Raw genomic sequence first — 24,486 nt, 5'->3', positions numbered from 1 at the left:
CCATAGCGCGTATTAGTGCACCAGCATCCCGGTGAGCCAGTACGCCTGGGCCAGCGTGATCAGGCCAACGATGGTGGCGAAGAACAGGCTGTGCTTGAGGGTGAAGCGGAACAGGTCAGATTCTTTACCCACCAAACCGGTTGCCGCACAGGCCACTGCGATTGATTGCGGGGAAATCATCTTGCCGGTTACGCCGCCGCTGGTATTGGCCGCAACCATCAGGGTGTCACTGACGCCGATCTGGTGTGCGGTAGTGGCTTGCAGCGAGCTGAACAGCGCGTTGGAAGAGGTGTCGGAACCGGTCAGGAACACGCCCAGCCAGCCGAGGAACGGCGAGAAGAACGGGAATGCCGCGCCTGTACCTGCCAGCACCAGGGCCATGGTGGAAGACATGCCTGAATAGTTGGTAACGAAGGCAAAGGCCAGCACCATGCCGATGGACAGGATCGGCCAACGCAGTTCGTAGAGGGTCTCTTTTAAAGTGGTAATACCAGTCTTGATGTCAATTTTCAGAATCAGCATCGAGATCAGCGCGGAGAAGAAAATCGCGGTGCCGGTGGCTGAAATCGGGTCAAGTTTGAACACGGCTGCAATGGCCGTCGGCGCGTTGACGATCGGTGCAGTCTTGACCACCAGTTGATCAAGGTGCGGGATCGCGAAGTTGAAAACCCAGCCGTACATCGAACCACCGGCGGAGAACATGGCCTTGAACGGTTTGAGAGTCCAGATGGTGACCAGTACGGTCAGGATCAGGAACGGCGACCAGGCCTTCAAAATCTGCATAAGGCTGTAAGGCGAAGCCATCAGATTTGTTGGCTTGCCGAAACCACCTGCACTGGCGGTTACGGTTACGTCCGACGAAACGCCTGCGATCTGAGCGCCTGCGGTACGTTTTGGTTGCCACACTTTTAGGAACAGAGTGAGGCTGACCAGGCTGGCGAGGGCCGAGGTGATGTCCGGCAGCTCAGGGCCAATGTAGTTCGAGGTGTAGTACTGGGTGATGGCGAAACTCAAACCGGCAACCAGTGCTGCGGGCCAGGTTTCACGCACGCCACGCAGGCCGTCCATCATGAACACGAGCCAGAACGGTACGAACAGCGACAGCAATGGCAGTTGGCGGCCGGCCATGGCGCCAATCTTGAACGCGTCGATGCCGGTCACTTGGCCCGCAACGATGATCGGGATGCCCAAGGCACCAAAGGCTACCGGCGCGGTGTTGGCGATCAGGCACAGGCCTGCGGCGTACAGCGGGTTGAAACCCAGGCCTACGAGCAGTGCGGCGGTAATCGCTACCGGGGCACCGAAACCGGCTGCACCTTCAAGGAATGCACCGAAGCAGAAGCCGATCAGCAGCACTTGCAGCCGCTGGTCGTCAGTGATCGACAGTACGGAGCTGCGGATGATTTCGAACTGGCCGCTCTTAACGGTCAATTTGTAGAGGAACACCGCGGCAACGATGATCCAGGCAATTGGCCAAAGGCCATAGGCAAATCCATAGCCCGCTGCTGCGAAGGCCATGTCGACAGGCATCTGGAAGGCAAAGATGGCCACCAGAATCGACAGGCCGAGGGTGATGCTGCCCGCGACGTGTCCTTTGAGGCGGAACACGGCCAAGGCCAGGAAGAAGAATACGATCGGGATAACGGCCGCGAGAGCGGACAGGCCGAGGCTGCCGAGCGGGCTGTAGAGCTGTTGCCAGGTTTGCATATGGGGTGGCCCCTAATTGTTATTGGTCGATGCTACCGATTGTATTTGGGTAATTGGTATTACCAATTTACAATCGCTGTTGGCTAGGTTAAAAGCCTTATGTGGCATGTGTCAATTTGCCGCCTCACAATCTTTCGTCGAGGTGTTCGTTGTCGGGGCATCTGATGGGGTTTAAGGCAGTGTTTCTGATGGGTGTGTGAGTCGCGCCAATCGGCGAGAATAGCGGCCCCCGGCGCGTGGTCGGGAGGGTGGAGAGCAGTTATGGGGTTTGATCAGATCCGTCAGCGCCGTTTGTCGGACGATATTGTCGAACAACTTGAGGGGATGATCCTCGAGGGCACGTTGAAGTCGGGCGAGCGCTTGCCGGCGGAGCGTGCACTGGCCGAGCAGTTCGGCGTGTCACGTCCGTCGCTGCGCGAAGCGATCCAGAAGTTGTCGGCCAAGGGCTTGCTGGTCAGTCGCCAGGGCGGTGGCAATTATGTGGCAACTTCGCTGGGCTCAACGTTCAGTGATCCCTTGCTGCAACTGCTCGAAAGCAATCCTGAAGCACAGCGCGATCTGCTTGAGTTTCGCCATACGCTTGAGGCTTCGTGCGCTTTTTACGCGGCATCACGGGCTACCGAGATGGATCGCGAGCGTCTACGGCTAGCCTTTGAGCGATTACAGGATTGTTATGCGCGGGTTGATGAAGTCAGTCGCGCAGAAGAGGGCGAGGCGGATGCGAACTTTCACCTGGCCATCGCTGAGGCGAGCCATAACGCGGTGTTGCTGCACACGATTCGCGGGCTCTTTGACCTGCTCAAGCGCAACGTGGTGACTAACATTGGCGGTATGTACAAACAGCGCAGCGAAACACGGGACATGCTGATCAGTCAGCACCGTGAGCTGTATCTGGCGATTATTGAAGGCAGGGCGGAGGACGCGCGGGAAGTGGCTAGCCGGCACTTGGTGTATGTGCAGGAGGTGCTGGAAGAGGTGCGTCAGGAAGTGCAACGCATGGCGCGGGCCGAGCGGCGCAATGGGTTGTAAAGGTTAAGGTAAGACTTGTGGGCGCGGGCTGCTCGCGATTGCATCGATGCGGTTCTACTGAAAGACCGTATCGCCTGTATCGCGAGCAAGCTCGCTCCCACAAGAGCAAGGGTGAAAGATCTAGTCTTCCTTGCCCTTGTTGCGCACTGCGCGCTGCAACTCGCGGTCGGAATCACGCTCGCGCTCGGTATGACGCTTGTCGTATTCCTTCTTGCCTTTACCCAGGGCAATTTCGCACTTGATCAAGTGCTTGCTCCAGTAAATCGAGAGGCATACGCAGGCGTAACCCTTCTGCTGCACGGCGGCAAACAGCTTTTCCAGCTCGCGCTGGTTAAGCAGCAGTTTGCGGCTGCGCGTCGGATCGGCGATGACGTGGGTGCTGGCGGTCGTCAGAGGTGCAATATGGCTGCCGAGCAACCATGCTTCACCATCTTTGAGTAGCACATAGCTGTCGACCAGCTGTGCCTTGCCTGCACGCAGACTTTTTACTTCCCAGCCGGCCAGGACCAGACCAGCCTCGAACCGATGTTCGATGAAGTAATCGTGTCGCGCTTTTTTATTCTGCGCGATGGTCCCTGTAGGGTGTTTCTTCTGTTTAGCCATAGGGGCGGCATTATAGGCAGTTGCGAGCGTGTCGGCTACGGGCACCTGCGTGCTTGAGCACGTAGGTTGATTCCCGGACAATGCGCCCTCTTTTTTTAGTGGTTGGGCGTAGTAACGATGTCGACAGACAAGGTTTCTGTCCACGGCAGTTGGGCAAGCCGTTGGGTCTTTATTTTCGCTGCGACCGGTTCTGCCGTGGGTTTGGGCAGTATCTGGAAATTCCCTTACATGGTTGGCGTTTATGGTGGTGGCGCTTTTGTGTTGGTGTTCCTGGCGTGCATCGCGCTGATCGGTCTGCCGGTGATGTTGGCTGAAACCCTGATCGGGCGGCGTGCGCGGCTCAGTCCGGCGAATGCCTTGAAGGTACTGGCGGTTGAGGCGGGGCACTCGGGGCGTTGGTCGTGGGGGGCTTTTGCCGGGATGATCACGGCACTGCTGATTTTATCTTTCTATAGCGTGGTGGGCGGTTGGTCGCTGGATTACATCATCAACATGGGCAAGGGTGATTTTCAGGGGGCGACTGCCGATCAGGTCAGTGAGTACTTTGGGGGCGTGATTTCCAATCCTTGGCGCCTCACTTTTTGGCATACCGCGTTTATGTTGTTGTCGGCGTATGTGATCGCCAAGGGTGTTGTGGCGGGGCTTGAGCGCAGTTTGAGGATCATGATGCCGCTGTTGTTTGTGCTATTGCTGGTGTTGCTGGGTTACAGCATGACCACCGGGCACTTTATGCAGGGCGTGCATTTCATGTTCGATTTCAACCCTGATCGTGTACTCGACGGCTTGCTTGCTGCGATGGGGCATGCGTTCTTTTCGCTGAGTGTTGGCGTGGGCTCGATCATGATTTACGGCGCGTACATGCCGAAAAATGCATCGATCTCCGGAACGGTAGTGGGGGTCGCACTGATCGACACTTTTGTCTCATTGCTCGCCGGGCTGGCATTGTTTCCAATTGTCTTTGCGTCGGGACTAAACCCTGGCGAAGGGCCAGGGCTGATGTTTGTGACCTTGCCGTTTGCCTTTGGCAATGTGGCGTTCGGTCAGTTGATGGGCGTGGTGTTTTTTATTCTGGTAGCGGTGGCAGCCTGGAGTTCAGCCATCTCATTGCTTGAGCCGATGGTGGCTTATCTAGTGGAACGGACCAAGGTGCGACGCTTGTGGGTCACGTTCTGGCTGGCATTCAGCTGCTGGTTTGTAGGTCTGGGCACGGTGTTTTCATTCAATATCTGGAAACAGGCGAAGTTTTTCGTGAATGAGGACTCGGGTTTTCAGCTCTACCAATGGGGCGCAGTAAGCGGTCTGGACTTCTTTGGTGTCGTCGATTTCTTCACCTCGCGTATCATGTTGCCTTTGGGTGGCCTTTGCTTTGTGGTCTTTGCAGGCTGGATCATGGGGCGCGGTGCGGTTCGCGACGAGTTGTCGATGCGTAGCCCGATGTTGTTCGCCCTGACTCTTTTTTTGATGCGCTATGTGGCGCCACTCGGCATTCTGATTGTGTTTGCCGCCCAGCTGTGGAAGTAACGCTGACATGACTACCCATATCCAACGCTCCGCCTTGTTGCCGTATCCAGCCCAGGCTCTTTATGACCTGGTGAACGATGTAGCGAGTTACCCGCAGTTTTTGCCGTGGTGCTCGTCGGCCGAAATCCTGGAAAGCACTGAAGTGCTGATGCGCGCCAGTCTGGGCGTGGCGAAGGGCGGCTTGAGCCAACACTTCGTAACCTGCAATACGCTGGTGCCGGGTCAATCCATTGAAATGAACCTTGAAGAAGGCCCTTTCACCAAGCTGCATGGTATGTGGGTGTTCAAGCCGTTAGGTGAGAAGGCCTGCAAAATCAGCTTGGACATGACCTTTGATTACGCCGGGGCTATCGTCAAAGCGACCTTGGGGCCTTTGTTCAATCAAGCGGCCAACACCCTGGTGGATGCATTCTGTCAGCGCGCCAAGCAGTTGTATGGCTGAGCTCATGATTGACGTTGAGGTGGTGTATGCCGCGGTCGATCGTCAGTGCCTGCTGACCGTGGCTGTGCCGCCAGGTACGACGGTACGGGCGGCGGTATTGGCGTCGGGTATGGGGGGTGAGTTTCCCGAACTTGATCTGGCGGGTTGTCCGGTAGGGATTTTCGGCAAGCAGATAGCTGAGCCTGAAACCCGCGTGTTGCAGGCAGGTGATCGCATCGAAATGTATCGCCCGCTGCAGGCCGACCCTAAAGAGATTCGGCGTCAGCGTGCGGCTAAAGCCGCTGAGGCCAAGCGTCTGAGTCAGCAGTAACTGCTTTATGGCAGACAACAAAAAGCCCGGCATGCCGGGCTTTTTTGTGCCGAACGCTATTGTTCGGTTGTATCCAGAGGTTCTGGCGTAGGAACCGGTACGGTTTCAACACCGTCTACGTCCTTCTGGATCTGATCAAGCAAGGAACCAGGCTTGGCTGGAACTTCGCTCTTCTCGACTGGAGCTTCAGTAGCCGGGTCGGTCACGTTTGTACCGCCGGTTTTGCCGAGAATGGCTTCGTCGCGGCTTACGCCAGGCTTGAAGTCGCCTGACAAGCTTACGAGCTGGTCATTTTGGTTGAAGAACACGCTGACGCGTTCTTGTTGGCGTTCACCGCCGCCGGGCTGCAGGCTATACAGGTAATCCCAGCGATCAGGGTGGAATGTGTCGGTCAGCAGGGCGTTGCCCATGATAAACCGCACTTGCCGGCGGGTCATTCCCGGGCGTAACTGGTTTATCATGTCCTGCGTGACGACATTGCCCTGTTGGATGTCGATTTTGTAAACCCCGGGGAATGAACAACCGGCGAGTGCGAGCAGTCCCACAAAGGTGAAACTGGTTAGCAAGAGCTTGGTGTTTTGCATCGGTGGGCGACTTCCACTATCTTGGCTGGGACAACGTAAACGCCGATCATACCCGTATTAAGAGAAGCTGCGAAGCCGCTTCCGCGAGAAAGCTAACCATGGTTGAAAATAGCGAACTACGTAAGGCCGGACTTAAGGTGACTCTGCCACGAGTCAAAATTCTACAGATGCTTGACTCTGCAGAGCAGCGTCACATGAGCGCCGAGGATGTTTACAAGGCACTTATGCAAGCAGGCGAGGACGTCGGTCTGGCCACGGTTTACCGTGTTCTGACCCAGTTTGAGTCAGCGGGGCTGGTGATTCGCCATAATTTCGATGGTGGTCATGCGGTCTTTGAATTGGCTGATGCTGATGGCGGCCACCACGACCATATGGTCAACGTGGACAGCGGTGAAGTGATCGAGTTTTTCGACGAAGACATCGAAAAACTGCAGCATGCCATTGCAGCCAAGCACGGTGTTGAGTTGGTGGATCACAACTTGGTGCTGTACGTGCGCAAGAAGTCCAAGTAAGCATGTCACGCGAGCTACGGCTCGCGAAACGATCGAAGGCGGCCCAAGGGCCGCCTTCGTGCTTTAAGAAACAGGTCTTTTAATGACCGTTCGTCGTTAAGCTGCCAGATTTTTTGCAGTGACGACCATTTTCTTGGCGTGGGCCAGGGATTCTTTGGTCAGGTCAACGCCGCCAAGCATGCGAGCGACTTCTTCAACGCGTTCTTTTTTGCTCAGTTTTGCCACGGCAGTGCGTGTGGTCTCGCTCTCGCGAACCTTGTGTACAAAAAGGTGTTGATGGCATTGCGCAGCCACTTGCGGCAAGTGAGTCACCGTAAGTACCTGGCCACGCTCGCCAAGGCGGCGTAGCAGTTGCCCGACGATTTCGGCAGTCGGACCGCCAATGCCCACATCCACTTCGTCGAACACCAGAGTGGGGACGCGGGAGGTTTGAGCGGTGATGACCTGGATGGCCAGGCTGATACGCGACAGTTCGCCGCCAGAGGCAACCTTGGCCAAGGCCTTGAGTGGCTGGCCGGGGTTGGCGCTTACGAGCAGCTCTACCTGCTCAAGGCCTTGAGGCATGGGGTCACTGCTGCTCTGGGGGCGCAGTTCGATCATGAAGCGCCCACCCGGCATGCCAAGTCGCTGGATTTCTTCTTCTACAGCACTGCTCAGGCGTGTTGCGGCCAGGCCGCGCAGGTTGCTGAGTTCGCGTGCGCACTCATGATAGTGACGGGAGAAGGACGTCAGCTCGTTAGCCAGGCGTTCGATGTTTTCATCGTTGGCGTTAAGGGTTTCGAGCTCATCGAGTAGTTTTTGCTGCAGTGCTGCCACTTCGTTGGGTTGCACCCGATGTTTGCGCGCCAGTGTATAGATGGTGTCCAGCCGTTCTTCCAGGTACTGCAGGCGACCCGGGTCGGCATCAAAATGGTCGATAAAGCGATTGAGTTCGCCTACGGCTTCTTCGACCTGGATTTGTGCGCTGGCCAGCAGGTCGGTGGCTTCGCCCAGTGAGCCCGAATTGCTGTTGATGCTCGAAAGGCGATTGAGACTGGCCGTCAGGGCATTGAGGACGTTGCCTGAATCGCTTTCGCTGCATTGCTCTACCACCTGACGGCAGATGGTCAGCAAGGTTTCGGCATTGGTCAGGTTTTTGTGTTCCTGTTCCAGCTCTTCGAGTTCGTTTTCGCCCAGCGAGAGGGTTTCCAGCTCTTCGAGCTGGTAGCTCAGCAACTGATGGCGCGAGCGCTGTTCATCTCCGGAGTTGGACAGGTGTTCAAGCTCTTGTCTGGTCTGACGCCAGCGTTGGGCGGCCAGTTGTACCTGGCGGGCCAGATCGGTGGCGCCGGCGTACTCGTCGAGCAGGCGACGGTGAGTGTCGGGCTTGAGCAGTGACTGGTGCTCGTGCTGGCTGTGGATGTCGATCAGCAGCTCGCCCAGAGCCTTGAGGTCGCCCTGGGGGCAGGGGGTGCCATTGATGTAGCTGCGCGATCGGCCTTCGGCGGTGATGACCCGGCGCAAGATGCACGGACCGTCGCCTTCCAGGTCGCGCTCGGCAAGCCAGGCCCGGGCTTCGGGTATGTCTTGCAGGTCGAAAGTGGCCAGGATATCGGCCTTGTCGGCACCTGGGCGAACAACACCGCTGTCTGCACGGTCTCCCAGTGTGAGGCCCAAAGCGTCGAGCATGATCGATTTGCCGGCACCGGTCTCGCCAGTGATTACACTCATCCCGCGATCCAGTTCGAGATCGAGATGTTCAACGATGGCGTAGTTGTGTACGGACAGGTGCACCAGCATGGGAGCTGCTCCAAAACGTAATGTCTGGTTATTTATACAGTGTTTTGTTTCATGCTGACAATGGTTGTGCTTAGTTCGATTTGCTTGTTTTTTTAACTTTTTTAGCTCGAATTTGTTTTTTTGCAGGTAATGCCAGAGGGCTCTAACATCTATTTTCTGGTTTTCAGGGTCTTGAACCTGAGATTTGCGACCCCATATACCTTGGCAGAAGCGCGAGTCGAGCTCGCGGACGAAGTTTGAAAGGAGAAATCTATGGCAGACGAACAGACTATGGATACGCAGAACCAGGACGCCAACCAGGCCGCTGATGTAGCAGGTGAAGATTTGGCAGCCCGCGTGCAGGTGCTTGAAGAGCAGCTGGCAGCCGCTAATGATCAGGCTCTGCGCGTAGCTGCCGATCTGCAAAACGTTCGCCGCCGCGCCGAACAGGATGTCGAAAAGGCTCACAAATTTGCGCTGGAGAAGTTTGCAGGCGATCTGTTGCCGGTGATCGACAGTCTGGAGCGCGGTCTTGAGCTGTCCAGCCCTGACGACGAGAACATTCGTCCGATGCGCGAAGGGATTGAACTGACCCTGAAAATGTTCCAGGACACCCTGAAGCGTTATCAGCTGGAAGCGATCGACCCGCACGGCGAACCCTTCAATGCCGAGCATCATCAAGCGATGGCAATGCAGGAAAGCGCTGACCTGGAGCCAAACAGTGTGCTCAAGGTGTTTCAAAAAGGTTATCAGCTCAATGGTCGCTTGCTGCGCCCGGCTATGGTCGTAGTTAGCAAGGCGCCAGCGCCGGTTTCGCCATCGATTGACGAGCAGGCTTGAAATCGGCCGCAAGGCCCCCATTTAGAAGTCAAGCGTTAAGTAATGCCGCAGTTGGTCATCACTGCTGCGGCAACAAAATTCAAATTTAGGGAGAGTAGACATGGGCAGAATTATCGGTATTGACCTCGGGACCACCAACTCGTGTGTTTCGGTTCTTGAAAACGGTAAAGCAAAAGTTATCGAAAACGCAGAAGGCGCGCGTACTACGCCGTCGATCGTTGCGTACGCCAATGATGGCGAAATTCTGGTTGGCCAGTCGGCCAAGCGTCAGGCAGTGACCAATCCGCATAACACCCTGTACGCGGTGAAGCGTCTGATCGGTCGTCGTTTTGACGAAGAAGTTGTACAGAAAGACATTCAGATGGTTCCGTACAAGATCGCCAAGGCTGACAACGGTGACGCTTGGGTTGAAGTGAACGGCCAGAAAATGGCTCCGCCACAGATCTCGGCTGAAATTCTGAAGAAAATGAAGAAAACCGCCGAAGACTACCTCGGCGAGCCAGTGACTGAAGCGGTCATTACCGTTCCGGCCTACTTCAACGACAGCCAGCGTCAAGCTACTAAAGATGCCGGCCGTATTGCGGGTCTGGACGTTAAGCGCATCATCAACGAACCAACCGCAGCTGCTCTGGCTTACGGTATGGACAAAGCGAAGGGCGACCACACTGTCATCGTTTATGACTTGGGTGGCGGTACTTTCGACGTGTCGGTCATTGAAATTGCCGAAGTTGATGGCGAGCACCAGTTTGAAGTGCTGGCAACCAACGGTGACACGTTCCTGGGTGGTGAAGACTTTGACATCCGTCTGATCGACTACCTGGTTGACGAGTTCAAGAAAGAAAGCGGCATGAACCTTAAAGGTGACCCGCTGGCGATGCAGCGTCTGAAAGAAGCTGCTGAAAAAGCCAAGATCGAACTGTCTTCGAGCCAGTCGACTGACGTGAATCTGCCTTACATCACTGCAGATGCCACCGGTCCTAAGCACTTGAACGTGAAGATTTCTCGCGCCAAGCTGGAATCGCTGGTTGAAGACCTGGTTCAGCGCACCATCGAGCCTTGCCGCATTGCTCTGAAAGACGCTGGTATCGACGTTGGCGCGATCAACGACGTGATCTTGGTCGGTGGTCAGACTCGTATGCCGCTGGTACAGAAGCTGGTAACCGAGTTCTTCGGCAAGGAAGCACGTAAAGACGTGAACCCGGACGAAGCTGTTGCCATGGGTGCTGCTATCCAGGGCGCGGTATTGGCCGGTGATGTTAAAGACGTTCTGTTGCTGGACGTGAGCCCGCTGACTTTGGGTATCGAAACCATGGGCGGCGTAATGACTGCTCTGATCGAGAAAAACACCACGATTCCTACAAAGAAATCGCAAGTGTTCTCGACGGCTGACGACAACCAGGGCGCTGTGACCATTCACGTGCTGCAAGGTGAGCGTAAGCAAGCCGCACAGAACAAGTCGTTGGGCAAGTTCGACCTGGCTGACATTCCACCAGCTCCACGTGGCGTGCCTCAGATCGAAGTAACCTTCGACATCGATGCCAACGGCATCCTGCACGTAAGTGCAAAAGACAAGGCGACTGGCAAGTCTCAGTCCATCGTGATCAAGGCTAACTCGGGTCTGTCCGAGGAAGAAATCGCTCAGATGGTTCGCGATGCCGAGATCAATGCTGAGGAAGACCGCAAGTTCGAAGAGCTGGCAGCTGCACGTAATCAGGGCGACGCACTGGTTCACTCGACTCGCAAAATGATCGTCGATGCTGGCGACAAAGTAACCGAGGAAGAGAAAGCTGCAATCGAAGCTGCTGTAGTTGCACTTGAAGCTGCTGTTAAAGGCGACGACAAGGCTGCTATCGAAGCCAAGGTTGAAGAGCTGTCCAAGGTGTCTGCTCCGGTTGCACAGAAAATGTACGCCGAGCAAGCGAACCCGGCAGACGCAGCGGCCAAGCCAGCTGATTCGGCTGAAAAAGCGGACGACGTTGTCGACGCTGAGTTCGAAGAAGTAAAAGACAACAAGTAATTAGCTTGTTTGTCGGCCAGTTGACCGCGCTTTAGCGGTGACTGGTAGGATGTCGCCGCGCGGGAGCTTGCTCCCGCGTTGGCGTGTCTGGAGTAAAGGAATTTTTTACAGCATGCGACAAGGTCGAATGCTGGCGGTTTGGTCTGGATCTTTCTTGTTTTCCAGCCAGAGGTAACCGCTCCTGTCGGCCAATGCATTGGCTGTTAAACAGAAACCAATATCGTTGAAAAGACGTGAGTCGGGTCTGATCCTTTTCGGGCTTGGCGGGTTTGGCGAGGCTCGGGAGGGTTTTGTCGAACGTCCTTGAGAGTGCAAAGAATTATGGCAAAGCGCGACTATTACGAAATATTGGGTGTTGAACGCACTACGACTGAGATCGAGCTGAAAAAAGCTTATCGCCGCCTGGCGATGAAGCATCACCCGGATCGCAATCCGGATGACAAGGCCTCGGAAGAGCTGTTCAAGGAAGCTAACGAAGCTTACGAAGTACTGTCGGACTCCAGCAAGCGTGCGGCCTACGATCAATACGGCCATGCCGGTGTTGATCCGCAAATGGGCGGCGGCGGCGCTGGTTTTGGCGGCCAGAACTTCTCCGATATTTTTGGCGATGTGTTCAGCGATTTCTTTGGTGGTGGTCGTGGCGGCTCCCGGGGTGGCGCTCAGCGTGGTAGCGATTTGCGCTACACGCTGGAGCTGGATCTGGAAGAAGCCGTGCGCGGTACCACGGTCAATATCCGCGTTCCTACGTTGGTCAACTGCAAGCCATGTGATGGTTCGGGCGCCAAGAAGGGTTCTTCGCCTGTGACCTGCACAACCTGCGGCGGTATCGGCCAGGTGCGTATGCAGCAGGGCTTCTTTGCTGTTCAGCAGACTTGCCCGCGTTGTCATGGTCAAGGCAAGGTCATCTCTGACCCATGCGACAGCTGCCGTGGCGAAGGCCGTGTCGAGGAATACAAAACGCTTTCCGTCAAAGTCCCTGCGGGCGTTGATACCGGCGACCGCATTCGTCTGTCGGGCGAAGGCGAGGCGGGCGTACAAGGTGGGCCGACTGGCGATCTGTATGTAGTGATCGATGTGCGCGAGCACGCGATTTTTCAGCGCGACGGCAAACATTTGTTCTGTGAAGTGCCAATCAGCGTGGCTGATGCAGCGTTGGGTGCAGAGCTTGAAGTGCCAACGCTGGATGGTCGGGTCAAGCTGAAAGTCCCTGAAGGCACTCAGACTGGCAAGCAGTTCCGCTTGCGTGGCAAGGGTGTTGCTCCGGTGCGGGGTGGTGGTGCAGGCGATCTGATGTGTCGCGTTGTAGTTGAAACGCCGGTCAAGTTGAGCCGTCGTCAGCGTGAGTTGATGGAGGAGTTCCGTACCACGCTGGAAGGCGATAGCTGCCACTCACCAAACGCCACTGGTTGGTTTGAAGGCGTGAAGCGTTTTTTCGGCGACCTGTAAGGAGCGGTAAATGCGACGTATAGCTGTGATGGGCGCTGCCGGGCGCATGGGCAGGACATTGATCGATGCGGTGCAGCAGCGCTCGCCAGTGTGCGGGCTGACGGCGGCAATCGTTCGTCCGGGCAGCTCTCTGGTGGGGGCTGATGCCGGTGAGCTGGCTTCTGTAGGGCGGATTGATGTGCCGTTGTCAGCCAGCCTGCAAGAGGTCTCTGCTGACTTTGACGTGCTGATCGATTTCACTTTGCCTGAAGTGATGCTGGGCAACCTGGCGGTGTGTCGCAAGCTGGGCAAGGCCATGGTGATTGGCACCACGGGCTTGAGCGCGGCGCAAAAACAGCTGTTGGTCGAAGCGGGTCAGGACATTGCGATTGTCTTTGCTTCCAACTTCAGTGTCGGGGTCAATCTGTCGTTCAAGTTGCTCGACATGGCTGCGCGGGTGATGGGTGATGATGCGGATATCGAAATCATCGAGGCTCACCACCGGCACAAGGTCGACGCACCTTCGGGAACGGCGATGCGCATGGGTGAAGTGATTGCCGATGCATTGGGGCGCGATCTGCAAAAAGTCGCGGTCTATGGTCGTGAAGGCCATACCGGTGCTCGCGAGCGTGAAACCATCGGTTTCGCTACGGTGCGCGGCGGTGATGTGGTGGGTGATCACACGGTGCTGTTTGCCACTGAAGGCGAGCGGCTCGAAATCACCCACAAGGCATCCAGTCGCATGACTTTTGCCAAGGGCGCCGTTCGAGCAGCTTTGTGGCTGGAAGGGCGCGAGCCTGGGCTGTATGACATGCAGGATGTGCTCGACCTGCGTTGAGTTATCTCTGTAAAATCGGGTTGTTGGCGCGCCAGTAGCCCGATTTTTAACCGCTAAGCGATGTTCTGTCGCATTCTCCTGTCTTTTAGACTCTTTAGCGGTAGACCAAAAAAGCCTTTTTCTGTAAGCTACAGCTTTAGTGTGTCCACTAAAAGCGCGCAGATAATTCGATGAAGAAGCGGGGTGACGTGTCCATACGTCACTCCGCTTTTTTACAACCTGCGATCGCCCTTTCAGGCTTTATTTACGGGAGGTCTTCTTGACTAAGCAAGCCATACTCGCCCTCGCTGATGGCAGCATTTTTCGCGGCGAAGCCATTGGGGCCGACGGTCAAACCGTTGGTGAGGTGGTGTTTAACACCGCAATGACTGGCTACCAGGAGATCCTTACGGATCCTTCCTACGCTCAGCAAATCGTGACCCTGACTTACCCGCATGTTGGCAATACCGGTACTACCCCGGAAGACGCCGAGTCTGATCGTGTCTGGTCCGCAGGTCTGGTAATTCGTGATCTGCCGCTGGTTGCAAGCAACTGGCGCAACACCATGTCGCTGGCCGACTACCTGAAAGCCAACAATGTTGTGGCTATCGCCGGTATCGACACCCGCCGCCTGACGCGCATCCTGCGTGAGAAAGGCGCGCAGAACGGCTGCATCATGGCCGGTGACAACATTTCTGAAGAAGCTGCCATTGCAGCTGCTCGTGGCTTCCCAGGCCTGAAGGGCATGGATCTGGCGAAAGTCGTCAGCACCGAAAAAGCCTACGAGTGGCGCTCCAGCGTCTGGAACCTGGCTACCGACAGTCACCCGACGATCGAAGCCAGCGAACTGCCTTACCACGTGGTTGCGTACGACTACGGCGTAAAGTGGAACATCCTGCGCATGTTGGTTGAGCGCGGCTGCCGCGTTACCGTGGTTCCTGCACAGACCCCGGCCAGCGATGTACTGGCACTCAACCCTGATGGCGTGTTCTTGTCCAACGGTCCAGGCGATCCTGAGCCTTGCGACTACGCGATCACGGCCATTAAGGAAGTCCTGAATACCGAAATTCCGGTGTTTGGCATCTGCCTAGGTCATCAGTTGCTAGCTCTGGCCTCGGGTGCCAAGACCGTGAAAATGGGTCATGGCCACCACGGCGCTAACCACCCGGTCCAGGATCTGGATACTGGTGTTGTGATGATCACCAGCCAGAACCACGGTTTTGCGGTAGACGAATCGAGCTTGCCAGCCAACGTACGTGCCATTCATAAGTCGCTGTTCGACGGCACGCTGCAAGGCATCGAACTGACCGACAAGAGCGCTTTCAGCTTCCAGGGTCACCCTGAAGCAAGCCCTGGCCCGAACGACGTTGCACCGCTGTTCGATCGCTTCATCAATGAGATGGCCAAGCGCCGCTGATCAGCCCCCTGCTGCAGCGCCCTGTGGCGGCCCCGATCTTCGGTGGCCCCTGGGGCGCTTCAAAAGCCTGATTGACAGCTTGCCGACTGACCTGCGGATTTGAGTGACAAACCCATGCCAAAACGTACAGACATAAAAAGCATCCTGATTCTCGGCGCTGGCCCGATTGTTATCGGCCAGGCCTGTGAATTCGACTACTCTGGCGCCCAGGCTTGTAAAGCCCTGCGCGAAGAGGGTTACCGCGTCATCCTGGTGAACTCGAACCCGGCCACGATCATGACCGACCCGGACATGGCCGACGCGACCTACATCGAGCCGATCAAATGGCAGACCGTTGCCAAGATCATCGAAAAAGAGCGCCCGGACGCACTGTTGCCGACCATGGGTGGCCAGACTGCACTGAACTGCGCACTGGATCTGGAGCGCGAAGGCGTTCTTGAGAAGTTCGGCGTAGAAATGATCGGCGCCAATGCCGACACGATCGACAAGGCTGAAGACCGTTCGCGCTTCGACAAGGCGATGAAGTCCATTGGTCTTGACTGCCCTCGCTCCGGTATTGCCCACAGCATGGAAGAGGCCAATGCGGTTCTCGAAAAGCTGGGCTTCCCGTGCATCATTCGTCCATCCTTCACCATGGGCGGCACCGGTGGCGGTATTGCTTACAACCGTGAAGAGTTCGAAGAAATCTGCGCTCGCGGTCTTGACCTGTCGCCAACCAAAGAGCTGCTGATCGACGAGTCCCTGATCGGCTGGAAAGAGTACGAGATGGAGGTTGTCCGCGATAAGAAGGACAACTGCATCATCGTTTGCTCGATCGAAAACTTCGACCCGATGGGCGTGCACACCGGTGACTCGATCACCGTTGCTCCTGCACAAACCCTGACGGACAAGGAATACCAGATCATGCGTAACGCCTCCCTGGCGGTACTGCGTGAGATCGGCGTTGAAACCGGCGGATCCAACGTTCAGTTCGGCATTTGCCCGGACACCGGCCGTATGGTCGTAATCGAAATGAACCCGCGTGTATCGCGCTCTTCAGCTCTGGCATCGAAAGCCACCGGCTTCCCGATTGCGCGCATCGCCGCCAAGCTGGCGATCGGTTACACCCTGGACGAGCTGCAAAACGAAATCACCGGCGGTGCTACGCCTGCGTCCTTCGAGCCGTCCATCGACTACGTTGTGACCAAGCTGCCGCGCTTTGCTTTTGAGAAGTTCGCCAAGGCTGACGCTCGTTTGACCACGCAGATGAAATCTGTGGGTGAAGTCATGGCTATCGGTCGGACTTTCCAGGAATCCCTGCAAAAGGCCCTTCGCGGTCTGGAAGTGGGTGTAAGCGGTCTTGATCCAAAGCTGGACCTGAGCAACCCAGAAAGCATGGCCGTGCTCAAGCGCGAGCTGACCGTGCCGGGCGCCGAGCGTATCTGGTACGTGGCTGACGCGTTCCGCGCAGGCATGACCGTCGAAGATATCTTCGGCATGAACATGATTGACCCTTGGTTCCTGGTGCAGATCGAAGATCTGATCAAGGACGAAGAAAAAATCAAGACCATGGCGCTGTCCTCAATCGACCGCGATGCCATGTATCGCCTCAAGCGCAAGGGCTTCTCCGATGCGCGCCTGGCTGTACTGCTGGGTGTCACCGAGAAAAACCTGCGTCGCCACCGTCACAAGCTGGAAGTGTTCCCGGTCTACAAGCGCGTTGACACCTGCGCCGCCGAGTTCGCCACCGACACCGCCTACATGTACTCCACCTACGAGGAAGAGTGCGAAGCCAACCCTTCGGATCGTGACAAGATCATGATCCTGGGCGGTGGCCCGAACCGTATCGGCCAAGGTATCGAGTTCGACTATTGCTGCGTTCACGCCGCTCTGGCACTGCGTGCAGACGGTTACGAGACCATCATGGTCAACTGCAACCCGGAAACCGTTTCCACCGATTACGACACGTCGGATCGTTTGTACTTCGAATCCGTCACCCTGGAAGACGTCCTGGAAATCGTGCGTGTCGAGAAGCCAAAAGGCGTGATCGTCCAGTACGGCGGCCAAACTCCGCTGAAACTGGCCCGCGCCCTGGAAGAAGCCGGCGTACCGATCATCGGTACCAGCCCTGACGCCATCGATCGTGCAGAAGACCGTGAGCGCTTCCAGCAGATGGTTGAGCGCCTGAACCTGCGTCAGCCGCCTAACGCCACTGTGCGCAGCGAAGACGAAGCTATTCGTGCCGCTGGCAAGATCGGTTACCCGCTGGTTGTTCGTCCGTCCTACGTATTGGGCGGCCGTGCGATGGAAATCGTTTACGAAGAAGAAGAACTCAAGCGCTACCTGCGTGACGCGGTGAAAGTGTCCAACGACAGCCCTGTGCTGCTGGACCACTTCCTCAACTGCGCCATCGAAATGGACGTCGATGCTGTCTGCGACGGTACTGATGTAGTGATCGGCGCGATCATGCAGCACATCGAGCAGGCGGGTGTTCACTCGGGTGACTCTGCATGCTCGCTGCCGCCGTACTCGTTGCCGCTGCACATCCAGGACGAGATGCGCGAGCAGGTCAAGAAGATGGCTCTGGAATTGGGCGTTGTCGGCCTGATGAACGTGCAGTTGGCTCTGCAGGGCGAAGATATCTACGTGATCGAAGTGAACCCGCGTGCTTCGCGTACCGTTCCTTTCGTGTCCAAGTGCATCGGTGTTTCCCTGGCGATGATCGCAGCTCGCGTGATGGCCGGTAAAACCCTGAAAGAAATCGGCTTCACCAAAGAAATCATTCCTAACTTCTACAGCGTGAAAGAGGCGGTCTTCCCGTTCGCCAAATTCCCGGGTGTTGACCCGATTCTCGGCCCTGAGATGAAGTCCACCGGTGAAGTGATGGGCGTGGGCGATACCTTCGGCGAAGCTTTTGCCAAGGCCCAGATGGGTGCAAGCGAAGTACTGCCGACTGGTGGTACTGCCTTCATCAGCGTTCGTGACGACGACAAGCCCTTGGTGGCCGGCGTTGCTCGCGACCTGATCAGCCTGGGCTTCGAAATCGTTTCGACTGCTGGTACTGCCAAGTTCATCGAAGCTGCAGGCTTGAAAGTGCGCCGCGTGAACAAGGTGACCGAGGGTCGTCCGCACGTTGTCGACATGATCAAGAATGACGAAGTTACCTTGATTATCAACACCACCGAAGGTCGTCAGTCGATTGCTGACTCCTATTCCATTCGTCGCAACGCGCTGCAGCACAAGATCTACTGCACCACGACCATTGCTGCTGGCGAAGCGATCTGTGAAGCGCTTAAATTCGGTCCTGAAAAAACCGTCCGCCGCTTGCAGGATCTACACGCAGGATTGAAGTCATGATCAAGTACCCAATGACGGTCCAGGGCCATAAAGCCCTGGAAGATGAGCTTGCACACCTGACCAAGGTTGTTCGGCCAAAGCTGAGCAAGGAAATCGGTACGGCGCGCGAGCTTGGCGACCTGAAAGAAAACGCGGAATACCATGCGGCTCGTGAGCTTCAAGGTATGTCTGAGGCTCGTATCCGTGATATCGAAGGTCGCCTGCAGAACGCAGTAGTGATTGATGTGACGGCTATTCCTCATACCGGTAAGGTGATTTTCGGTACGACGGTCGAAATCGCTAACGTTGAAACTGACGAACGCGTTGTCTATCAGATCGTTGGTGAAGATGAAGCTGACTTCAAACTCGGAAAAATCTCCGTCGGCTCGCCGCTTGCTCGTGCCTTGATTGCCAAGGAAGAGGGTGACGTCGTCGCGGTGAAAACACCTGGCGGTGTTATCGAATACGAGATCATTGAAGTACGTCACATCTAAGAATGACGCCCGCCTTGTGCGGGCGCACTTCTTTGGCGGCTGACCCGGGTGTTCCGGGTTGGCAGCTTGTGGTTGTTGCACACAGAATTTTTGCCGGTGCTGGCCTTAAAGGCGGTTGGCAGCGTTGCTGGATGAAGAGGTAAATGGCAGGGCGGGAAGTATTGCGTTGGGCGTCTCTGGCTGCCTGATGCGTTGCGCGGGCAGTTCTTGCATGACTCTCGGGTATTACCCTGGAAGAGTTTCAGGGCGCGCCAGGCGCACCCTTGACCCTTGTCGACATCACTTGAAGCGATGGATGTTCGACAGTTGCTTGTTTACATTGACGTTCTTGCGGTACAGAAGCGCCATTTTACCGATAACCTGTACCAATTCCGCTTTGCCGGCCTTGCACATTTGTGCGACGGCCTCCAGGCGGGATTCGCGATCCAGGATGTTGACTTTGATTTTAATCAACTCGTGATCGCCCAATGCGCGTTCGAGTTCGGCTAAAACACCTTCAGTCAAACCATTGTCAGCCACAGTCAAAACTGGTTTCAGATGGTGGCCAATGGATTTGTACTGTTTCTTCTGCTCTTGAGTGAGCGGCATAATCTGACCCCTGTGTCTGATCTTGTAAAAAGCGGCGGCCAGTTTACCCGAGCGAGTCCGAGACCGCCCAGTTAATCACGACCCGTTTAAAATTTTTGAGGTGGCCCGTGGCCCGTTCCAAGACTAGCCTTAACTGGCTGAAAGAGCATTTCAACGATCCGTACGTCAAAATGGCGCAAAAAGACGGGTATCGCTCGCGCGCCAGCTACAAATTGCTGGAGATTCAAGAACGTGATCGCCTGATTCGTCCCGGCATGACGGTAATTGACCTGGGTGCTGCCCCGGGTGGCTGGTCGCAGGTGACCAGTCGTCTGATCGGTGGTCAGGGGCGTTTGATTGCTTCCGACATCCTGGATATGGACAGCATTCCTGATGTGACCTTCATCAAGGGCGACTTTACCGAGGACGCAGTGCTTGCACAGATCCTCGAGGCGGTCGGAAATACGCAAGTAGACCTTGTGATTTCAGATATGGCCCCCAATATGAGTGGATTGGCAGCTGTGGATATGCCTCGGGCGATGTTCCTGTGTGAGTTGGCACTGGATCTTGCCGGTCGTGTCCTACGTCCAGGTGGTGATTTTCTGATTAAAGTTTTCCAAGGTGAAGGCTTTGATCAGTACCACAAAGATATTCGCAAGCTGTTCGACAAGGTGCAGATGCGCAAGCCGTCGTCGTCTCGAGACAGGTCCCGCGAGCAGTATTTGCTGGGGCGCGGCTTCCGCGGTATCGATGGTTCTGCCAGTGATGAGCGTCTTTGACAAGGGCGATAGTTTTTTTTGAATCGCTTTACAGATCTGGCATAACGAATACTGTGTAGTCAAAGTTTCACAAAGGGTTACAGACGGAGCCTGCAAGGGTTGTAGGCAATGTAGTAAGTTATGCCGGTGAATATCATGCGAAGCACGCTTCAGTAGCGGGGCTTGCTTCAGAGGGTAGCTAATTGAACGATATGGCAAAGAATCTGATCCTGTGGTTGATCATCGCCGCTGTCCTGGTGACAGTGATGAACAACTTCTCCAGTCCAAACGAGCCACAAACCCTCAACTATTCCGACTTCATCCAGCAAGTTAAGGATGGCAAGGTCGAGCGCGTTGCCGTGGATGGCTACGTGATTACCGGCAAACGCAGCGATGGCGATTCCTTCAAAACCATCCGTCCGGCTATTCAGGACAACGGTTTGATCGGTGATCTGGTAGATAACCATGTGACCGTTGAAGGCAAACTGCCAGAGCAACAAAGCATCTGGACTCAGCTGCTGGTTGCTAGCTTCCCGATTCTGGTGATCATCGCAGTCTTCATGTTCTTCATGCGTCAAATGCAGGGCGGTGCCGGCGGTAAAGGCGGCCCGATGAGCTTTGGCAAGAGCAAGGCGCGACTGCTGTCGGAAGATCAAGTCAAGACGACTCTGGCTGACGTAGCAGGTTGTGATGAGGCCAAGGAAGAAGTAGGCGAGCTGGTTGAGTTCCTGCGCGATCCGGGCAAGTTCCAGCGCCTGGGTGGTCGTATTCCTCGCGGTGTGCTGATGGTTGGCCCGCCAGGTACCGGTAAAACCCTGATTGCCAAGGCAATCGCTGGCGAAGCCAAGGTGCCGTTTTTCACTATTTCCGGTTCCGACTTTGTTGAAATGTTCGTGGGCGTCGGCGCAAGCCGTGTTCGTGACATGTTTGAACAAGCCAAGAAGCACGCGCCATGCATCATCTTCATCGACGAAATCGATGCTGTTGGTCGTCACCGTGGTAACGGTATGGGCGGCGGTCATGATGAGCGCGAGCAGACACTTAACCAGTTGCTGGTTGAGATGGACGGCTTTGAAATGAATGACGGCATCATTGTGATTGCCGCCACCAACCGTCCTGACGTACTTGACCCCGCGCTGTTGCGTCCAGGTCGTTTTGACCGTCAGGTCGTTGTTGGCTTGCCGGACATTCGTGGTCGCGAGCAGATCCTCAAGGTGCACATGCGCAAAGTGCCAATGGGCGATGATGTTCAGCCGGGCGTGATTGCACGTGGTACACCGGGCTTCTCGGGTGCTGATCTGGCGAACCTGGTGAACGAGGCTTCGCTGTTTGCAGCGCGCACCGGCAAGCGTGTTGTTGAAATGAAAGAGTTTGAGTTGGCAAAAGACAAGATCATGATGGGCGCCGAGCGCAAATCGATGGTCATGTCGGACAAAGAAAAGCGCAACACGGCTTATCACGAAGCGGGTCACGCTATCGTTGGTCGTGTAGTGCCTGAGCATGATCCGGTCTACAAGGTTTCGATCATTCCTCGTGGCCGCGCCCTTGGCGTTACCATGTTCTTGCCGGAAGAAGATCGCTACAGCTTGTCCAAGCGTGCGCTGATCAGCCAGATCTGTTCGCTCTATGGCGGTCGTATCGCTGAAGAGATGACGCTGGGCTTTGACGGTGTTACCACCGGGGCGTCCAACGACATCATGCGTGCGAGCCAGATCGCCCGGAACATGGTGACCAAGTGGGGCTTGTCCGAAAAACTGGGCCCGTTGATGTATGCCGAAGACGAAGAGTCTTATCTGGGTCGCGGTGGTGGTCAGTCTGCGAGCGTTTCGGGTGATACAGCCAAGCTGATCGACTCCGAAGTGCGCAGTATCATTGATCAGTGTTACAACACGGCCAAGCAGATCCTGACCGAAAACCGTGACAAGCTTGATGCCATGGCTGACGCACTGATGAAGTACGAAACGATCGATGCCGATCAGATCGACGACATCATGGCAGGTCGTCCGCCACGCGAGCCGCGTGACTGGGAAGACGGTAGCTCGGGTACCCCGACTGCCCCGACGCTCGATAAAACCGAGCGCCCGGAAACACCTATCGGCGGCCCTGCTGCTGATCAATAAGGCTTGAAATGACTTCTGTTCAGTCCTCAACCCGGTTGCCTTGCGGCAACCGGGTTCTTGATTTGGCCCGTACGCATGTTATGGGCATTCTCAATGTTACCCCTGATTCCTTTTCCGACGGCGGCCGCTTTGCTGCTCTGGATGCAGCTGTGCGTCATGCGCAGGCGATGGTTCTGGCCGGTGCAACCCTGATTGATGTTGGCGGTGAGTCAACACGTCCGGGAGCGCCTGTGGTTTCGCCCCAGGAAGAGCTCGATCGTGTAGCTCCAGTTGTCGAACGCATAAGTCGGGAACTGGATGTCATTATTTCGGTCGATACCTCCGCGCCAATAGTCATGACAGAGGTTGCGCGCCTCGGGGCGGGCCTCATCAATGATGTGCGCTCGCTGCGCCGTGAAGGCGCCTTGCAGGCGGCTGCGGCTACTGGTTTGCCGGTGTGCCTGATGCACATGCTCGGTGAGCCGGGCGATATGCAGGACAATCCTCATTACGATGACTTGGTGGGCGAGGTTTCGGCGTTCCTGGTCGATAGCATGGCCCGGTGTGCAATAGGCGGCATTGGGCCTGAGCGCATCGTGCTGGACCCGGGGTTTGGCTTTGCAAAAACATTGCAGCACAACTTGAGCCTGTTCAAGCATATGGAGGCCCTGCATGCACTGGGGCGACCGTTGCTGGTGGGCGTGTCACGTAAAAGTATGGTCGGGCAAACACTGAACCGGCCGGTTGCAGAGCGTCTATATGGCAGTCTGGCGCTTGCAGCTTTGGCGATGACCAAAGGGGCGCGTATTTTACGAGTCCACGATGTTGCCGAAACAGTTGATGTGGTACGGATGATCGCAGCGGTAGATTCCGCCGACTAAGAATGATGGAGCACTTATGACAAAGAAGTATTTTGGCACCGACGGTATTCGTGGTCGGGTCGGCGTTTACCCGATTACCCCTGACTTTATGCTCAAGTTGGGTTGGGCGGCGGGCATGGCGTTTCGTAGCAAGGGTGCTTGCCGGATCCTGGTAGGCAAGGACACTCGTATATCGGGCTACATGTTCGAGTCCGCACTTGAGGCGGGTTTGTCTGCTGCCGGGGCTGATGTGATGCTGCTGGGTCCTATGCCCACGCCGGCTATTGCCTACCTGACGCGCACCTTCCATGCCGAAGCAGGCATCGTGATCAGTGCGTCACACAATCCTCATGACGATAACGGCATCAAGTTCTTTTCCGGGGACGGCACCAAGCTCCCTGATGATGTTGAATTGATGATTGAAGAGTTGCTGGACGCACCCATGACAGTTGTCGAGTCTGACAAGCTGGGGAAAGTGTCTCGTATCAATGATGCTCCGGGTCGCTATATCGAGTTCTGCAAAAGCAGTGTGCCTAGCAGCACCAACTTCAGCGGCCTCAAGATCGTTCTCGACTGCGCCCACGGTGCGACCTACAAGGTTGCGCCTAGTGTTTTCAAGGAGCTGGGTGCGCAAGTCATCGTGCTCTCGGCTCAGCCTGATGGCCTGAACATCAACGAAAACTGCGGCTCGACCCATATGGGCCAGTTGCAGGCTGCCGTTGTGGCTGAAGGTGCGGACCTGGGTATCGCTTTTGATGGCGATGGTGATCGGGTTCTTATGGTCGATCATACCGGTGCCGTCGTCGATGGCGATGAGCTGCTGTTCATCATCGCCCGTGATTTGCACGAGCGTGGCAAGTTGCAAGGTGGCGTCGTCGGTACGCTGATGAGCAACCTTGGGCTTGAACTGGCGCTGGCTGACCTGGGCATTCCGTTTGTGCGTGCCAACGTGGGTGACCGTTACGTCATCGCAGGCCTCCAAGAACGCGATTGGTTGGTGGGTGGCGAGAACTCCGGACACATCGTCTGCTTCCAGCACACCACGACCGGCGATGCGATCATCGCTGCGCTTCAAGTGCTGCTGTCTTTGCGTCGTCGTGATGAAAGTCTGGCTCAGTCGCGCCAGGCATTGCGCAAGTGTCCGCAGATTCTGGTGAACGTACGTTTTGCAGGCGGTGTGAATCCTGTCGAGCATCCGGCTGTCAAAGAAGCCTGTGCGCGTGTGACCGAGGCCATGAATGGTCGTGGTCGCGTGCTGCTGCGCAAGTCGGGAACAGAGCCTTTGGTGCGCGTAATGGTCGAAGGTGACGACGAAAACATGGTTCGCGGCTACGCCGATGAGCTTGCAAAACTGGTAAGTGAAGTTTGTGCCTGAATTCGGCTTGCCAGCGCGGATGTGGTTGGGTAACAT

The 24,486-nt window shown here is 56.1% G+C and carries 21 protein-coding genes; 16 read left to right on the top strand and 5 right to left on the bottom strand.

Going from position 1 to position 24,486, the window contains the following annotated elements:
• Positions 1 to 12 precede the first annotated feature (12 nt).
• A complete protein-coding gene (locus RGV06_RS11100) occupies positions 13 to 1,707 on the bottom strand; it encodes a lactate permease LctP family transporter (RefSeq protein ID WP_019825880.1) in 1,695 nt (564 codons plus the stop codon).
• Positions 1,708 to 1,968: 261 nt separating this feature from the next.
• On the opposite strand from RGV06_RS11100, the gene RGV06_RS11095 reads away from it, so the two are divergent.
• Positions 1,969 to 2,736 carry a GntR family transcriptional regulator gene (locus tag RGV06_RS11095; protein WP_016783458.1) on the top strand — a complete coding sequence of 256 codons (768 nt, stop codon included), beginning with the start codon at positions 1,969 to 1,971 and terminating at the stop codon, positions 2,734 to 2,736.
• A gap of 120 nt (positions 2,737 to 2,856) precedes the next feature.
• Here RGV06_RS11095 and smpB read toward each other — a convergent pair whose 3' ends face one another.
• Complete coding sequence (smpB, locus tag RGV06_RS11090; RefSeq protein ID WP_019825881.1) at positions 2,857 to 3,339, bottom strand: SsrA-binding protein SmpB; 483 nt, start codon at positions 3,337 to 3,339, stop codon at positions 2,857 to 2,859.
• A 117-nt stretch (positions 3,340 to 3,456) separates the two neighbouring features.
• Here smpB and RGV06_RS11085 point away from each other — a divergent pair, with 117 nt between their 5' ends.
• Genes RGV06_RS11085 through RGV06_RS11075 form a run of 3 tightly spaced genes read left to right on the top strand, consistent with a single transcriptional unit; the run spans position 3,457 to position 5,612 of the window.
• Entirely contained in the window at positions 3,457 to 4,860 is a 1,404-nt protein-coding gene (locus tag RGV06_RS11085; protein ID WP_019825883.1) for a sodium-dependent transporter, read from the top strand.
• Between the two features lie 7 nt (positions 4,861 to 4,867).
• The gene (locus tag RGV06_RS11080; protein WP_019825884.1) at positions 4,868 to 5,302 is read left to right on the top strand and encodes a type II toxin-antitoxin system RatA family toxin; all 435 of its coding nucleotides are present in this window, start codon (positions 4,868 to 4,870) and stop codon (positions 5,300 to 5,302) included.
• Positions 5,295 to 5,612: an RnfH family protein gene (locus tag RGV06_RS11075; RefSeq protein WP_322149994.1), complete on the top strand. Its 318-nt coding sequence runs from the start codon at positions 5,295 to 5,297 to the stop codon at positions 5,610 to 5,612. Before RGV06_RS11080 ends, RGV06_RS11075 begins: the two co-directional genes overlap by 8 nt.
• Before the next feature lie 56 nt (positions 5,613 to 5,668).
• On the opposite strand, the gene RGV06_RS11070 is transcribed toward RGV06_RS11075, so the two are convergent.
• Entirely contained in the window at positions 5,669 to 6,196 is a 528-nt protein-coding gene (locus RGV06_RS11070; protein WP_019825887.1) for an outer membrane protein assembly factor BamE, read from the bottom strand.
• Positions 6,197 to 6,294: 98 nt separating this feature from the next.
• Here RGV06_RS11070 and fur point away from each other — a divergent pair, with 98 nt between their 5' ends.
• Entirely contained in the window at positions 6,295 to 6,708 is a 414-nt protein-coding gene (gene fur / locus RGV06_RS11065; RefSeq protein WP_019825889.1) for a ferric iron uptake transcriptional regulator, read from the top strand.
• Between the two features lie 96 nt (positions 6,709 to 6,804).
• Here the strand turns inward: fur and recN are convergent, their stop codons facing one another.
• On the bottom strand, positions 6,805 to 8,487 hold the full coding sequence (gene recN / locus RGV06_RS11060) for a DNA repair protein RecN (protein WP_019825891.1): 1,683 nt from the start codon (positions 8,485 to 8,487) through the stop codon (positions 6,805 to 6,807).
• A gap of 252 nt (positions 8,488 to 8,739) precedes the next feature.
• On the opposite strand from recN, the gene grpE reads away from it, so the two are divergent.
• The 7 genes from grpE to greA all read left to right on the top strand — a co-directional run bounded on the left by grpE (position 8,740) and on the right by greA (position 18,791).
• The gene (grpE, locus tag RGV06_RS11055; protein WP_019825892.1) at positions 8,740 to 9,306 is read left to right on the top strand and encodes a nucleotide exchange factor GrpE; all 567 of its coding nucleotides are present in this window, start codon (positions 8,740 to 8,742) and stop codon (positions 9,304 to 9,306) included.
• 100 nt (positions 9,307 to 9,406) lie between these two features.
• Complete coding sequence (gene dnaK / locus RGV06_RS11050) at positions 9,407 to 11,323, top strand: molecular chaperone DnaK (protein ID WP_019825894.1); 1,917 nt, start codon at positions 9,407 to 9,409, stop codon at positions 11,321 to 11,323.
• 321 nt (positions 11,324 to 11,644) lie between these two features.
• Positions 11,645 to 12,769 (top strand): molecular chaperone DnaJ, encoded by a 1,125-nt coding sequence (gene dnaJ / locus RGV06_RS11045; protein ID WP_019825896.1) that lies wholly within the window; start codon positions 11,645 to 11,647, stop codon positions 12,767 to 12,769.
• Between the two features lie 10 nt (positions 12,770 to 12,779).
• Positions 12,780 to 13,586 carry a 4-hydroxy-tetrahydrodipicolinate reductase gene (dapB, locus tag RGV06_RS11040; protein WP_019825898.1) on the top strand — a complete coding sequence of 269 codons (807 nt, stop codon included), beginning with the start codon at positions 12,780 to 12,782 and terminating at the stop codon, positions 13,584 to 13,586.
• Positions 13,587 to 13,845: 259 nt separating this feature from the next.
• Positions 13,846 to 14,982 carry a glutamine-hydrolyzing carbamoyl-phosphate synthase small subunit gene (carA, locus tag RGV06_RS11035; RefSeq protein WP_019825900.1) on the top strand — a complete coding sequence of 379 codons (1,137 nt, stop codon included), beginning with the start codon at positions 13,846 to 13,848 and terminating at the stop codon, positions 14,980 to 14,982.
• 114 nt (positions 14,983 to 15,096) lie between these two features.
• On the top strand, positions 15,097 to 18,318 hold the full coding sequence (carB, locus tag RGV06_RS11030; RefSeq protein ID WP_019825902.1) for a carbamoyl-phosphate synthase large subunit: 3,222 nt from the start codon (positions 15,097 to 15,099) through the stop codon (positions 18,316 to 18,318).
• Complete coding sequence (greA, locus tag RGV06_RS11025) at positions 18,315 to 18,791, top strand: transcription elongation factor GreA (RefSeq protein WP_048362130.1); 477 nt, start codon at positions 18,315 to 18,317, stop codon at positions 18,789 to 18,791. The genes carB and greA overlap by 4 nt, the downstream gene beginning before the upstream one ends.
• Positions 18,792 to 19,070: 279 nt before the next feature.
• On the opposite strand, the gene yhbY is transcribed toward greA, so the two are convergent.
• Positions 19,071 to 19,379, bottom strand: coding sequence for a ribosome assembly RNA-binding protein YhbY (gene yhbY / locus RGV06_RS11020; protein ID WP_019825905.1), 309 nt, complete (start codon positions 19,377 to 19,379; stop codon positions 19,071 to 19,073).
• A gap of 107 nt (positions 19,380 to 19,486) precedes the next feature.
• Between yhbY and rlmE the strand changes: the two genes are divergently transcribed.
• The 4 genes from rlmE (at position 19,487) to glmM (ending at position 24,450) form a co-directional block, all read left to right on the top strand.
• On the top strand, positions 19,487 to 20,137 hold the full coding sequence (rlmE, locus tag RGV06_RS11015) for a 23S rRNA (uridine(2552)-2'-O)-methyltransferase RlmE (protein WP_019825907.1): 651 nt from the start codon (positions 19,487 to 19,489) through the stop codon (positions 20,135 to 20,137).
• A gap of 191 nt (positions 20,138 to 20,328) precedes the next feature.
• On the top strand, positions 20,329 to 22,236 hold the full coding sequence (ftsH, locus tag RGV06_RS11010; protein ID WP_046810705.1) for an ATP-dependent zinc metalloprotease FtsH: 1,908 nt from the start codon (positions 20,329 to 20,331) through the stop codon (positions 22,234 to 22,236).
• 8 nt (positions 22,237 to 22,244) lie between these two features.
• Positions 22,245 to 23,096: a dihydropteroate synthase gene (gene folP, locus RGV06_RS11005; RefSeq protein WP_019825911.1), complete on the top strand. Its 852-nt coding sequence runs from the start codon at positions 22,245 to 22,247 to the stop codon at positions 23,094 to 23,096.
• A gap of 16 nt (positions 23,097 to 23,112) precedes the next feature.
• Positions 23,113 to 24,450: a phosphoglucosamine mutase gene (gene glmM / locus RGV06_RS11000; RefSeq protein WP_019825912.1), complete on the top strand. Its 1,338-nt coding sequence runs from the start codon at positions 23,113 to 23,115 to the stop codon at positions 24,448 to 24,450.
• The last annotated feature ends 36 nt before the right edge of the window (positions 24,451 to 24,486 follow it).

This window comes from Pseudomonas sp. CCI3.1, from assembly GCF_034313985.1.
Lineage (GTDB): Bacteria > Pseudomonadota > Gammaproteobacteria > Pseudomonadales > Pseudomonadaceae > Aquipseudomonas > Aquipseudomonas psychrophila.
This window is presented reverse-complemented; position numbering and strand designations above follow the sequence as displayed.

What these genes read in the sequence shown, in the direction of transcription:
- RGV06_RS11100 (WP_019825880.1), bottom strand. Translation starts at nt 1,707, where the DNA reads ATGCAAACCTGGCAACAGCTCTACAGCCCGCTCGGCAGCCTCGGCCTG.
- RGV06_RS11095 (WP_016783458.1), top strand. Translation starts at nt 1,969, where the DNA reads ATGGGGTTTGATCAGATCCGTCAGCGCCGTTTGTCGGACGATATTGTC.
- smpB (WP_019825881.1), bottom strand. Translation starts at nt 3,339, where the DNA reads ATGGCTAAACAGAAGAAACACCCTACAGGGACCATCGCGCAGAATAAA.
- RGV06_RS11085 (WP_019825883.1), top strand. Translation starts at nt 3,457, where the DNA reads ATGTCGACAGACAAGGTTTCTGTCCACGGCAGTTGGGCAAGCCGTTGG.
- RGV06_RS11080 (WP_019825884.1), top strand. Translation starts at nt 4,868, where the DNA reads ATGACTACCCATATCCAACGCTCCGCCTTGTTGCCGTATCCAGCCCAG.
- RGV06_RS11075 (WP_322149994.1), top strand. Translation starts at nt 5,295, where the DNA reads ATGGCTGAGCTCATGATTGACGTTGAGGTGGTGTATGCCGCGGTCGAT.
- RGV06_RS11070 (WP_019825887.1), bottom strand. Translation starts at nt 6,196, where the DNA reads ATGCAAAACACCAAGCTCTTGCTAACCAGTTTCACCTTTGTGGGACTG.
- fur (WP_019825889.1), top strand. Translation starts at nt 6,295, where the DNA reads ATGGTTGAAAATAGCGAACTACGTAAGGCCGGACTTAAGGTGACTCTG.
- recN (WP_019825891.1), bottom strand. Translation starts at nt 8,487, where the DNA reads ATGCTGGTGCACCTGTCCGTACACAACTACGCCATCGTTGAACATCTC.
- grpE (WP_019825892.1), top strand. Translation starts at nt 8,740, where the DNA reads ATGGCAGACGAACAGACTATGGATACGCAGAACCAGGACGCCAACCAG.
- dnaK (WP_019825894.1), top strand. Translation starts at nt 9,407, where the DNA reads ATGGGCAGAATTATCGGTATTGACCTCGGGACCACCAACTCGTGTGTT.
- dnaJ (WP_019825896.1), top strand. Translation starts at nt 11,645, where the DNA reads ATGGCAAAGCGCGACTATTACGAAATATTGGGTGTTGAACGCACTACG.
- dapB (WP_019825898.1), top strand. Translation starts at nt 12,780, where the DNA reads ATGCGACGTATAGCTGTGATGGGCGCTGCCGGGCGCATGGGCAGGACA.
- carB (WP_019825902.1), top strand. Translation starts at nt 15,097, where the DNA reads ATGCCAAAACGTACAGACATAAAAAGCATCCTGATTCTCGGCGCTGGC.
- greA (WP_048362130.1), top strand. Translation starts at nt 18,315, where the DNA reads ATGATCAAGTACCCAATGACGGTCCAGGGCCATAAAGCCCTGGAAGAT.
- yhbY (WP_019825905.1), bottom strand. Translation starts at nt 19,379, where the DNA reads ATGCCGCTCACTCAAGAGCAGAAGAAACAGTACAAATCCATTGGCCAC.
- ftsH (WP_046810705.1), top strand. Translation starts at nt 20,329, where the DNA reads ATGGCAAAGAATCTGATCCTGTGGTTGATCATCGCCGCTGTCCTGGTG.
- folP (WP_019825911.1), top strand. Translation starts at nt 22,245, where the DNA reads ATGACTTCTGTTCAGTCCTCAACCCGGTTGCCTTGCGGCAACCGGGTT.
- glmM (WP_019825912.1), top strand. Translation starts at nt 23,113, where the DNA reads ATGACAAAGAAGTATTTTGGCACCGACGGTATTCGTGGTCGGGTCGGC.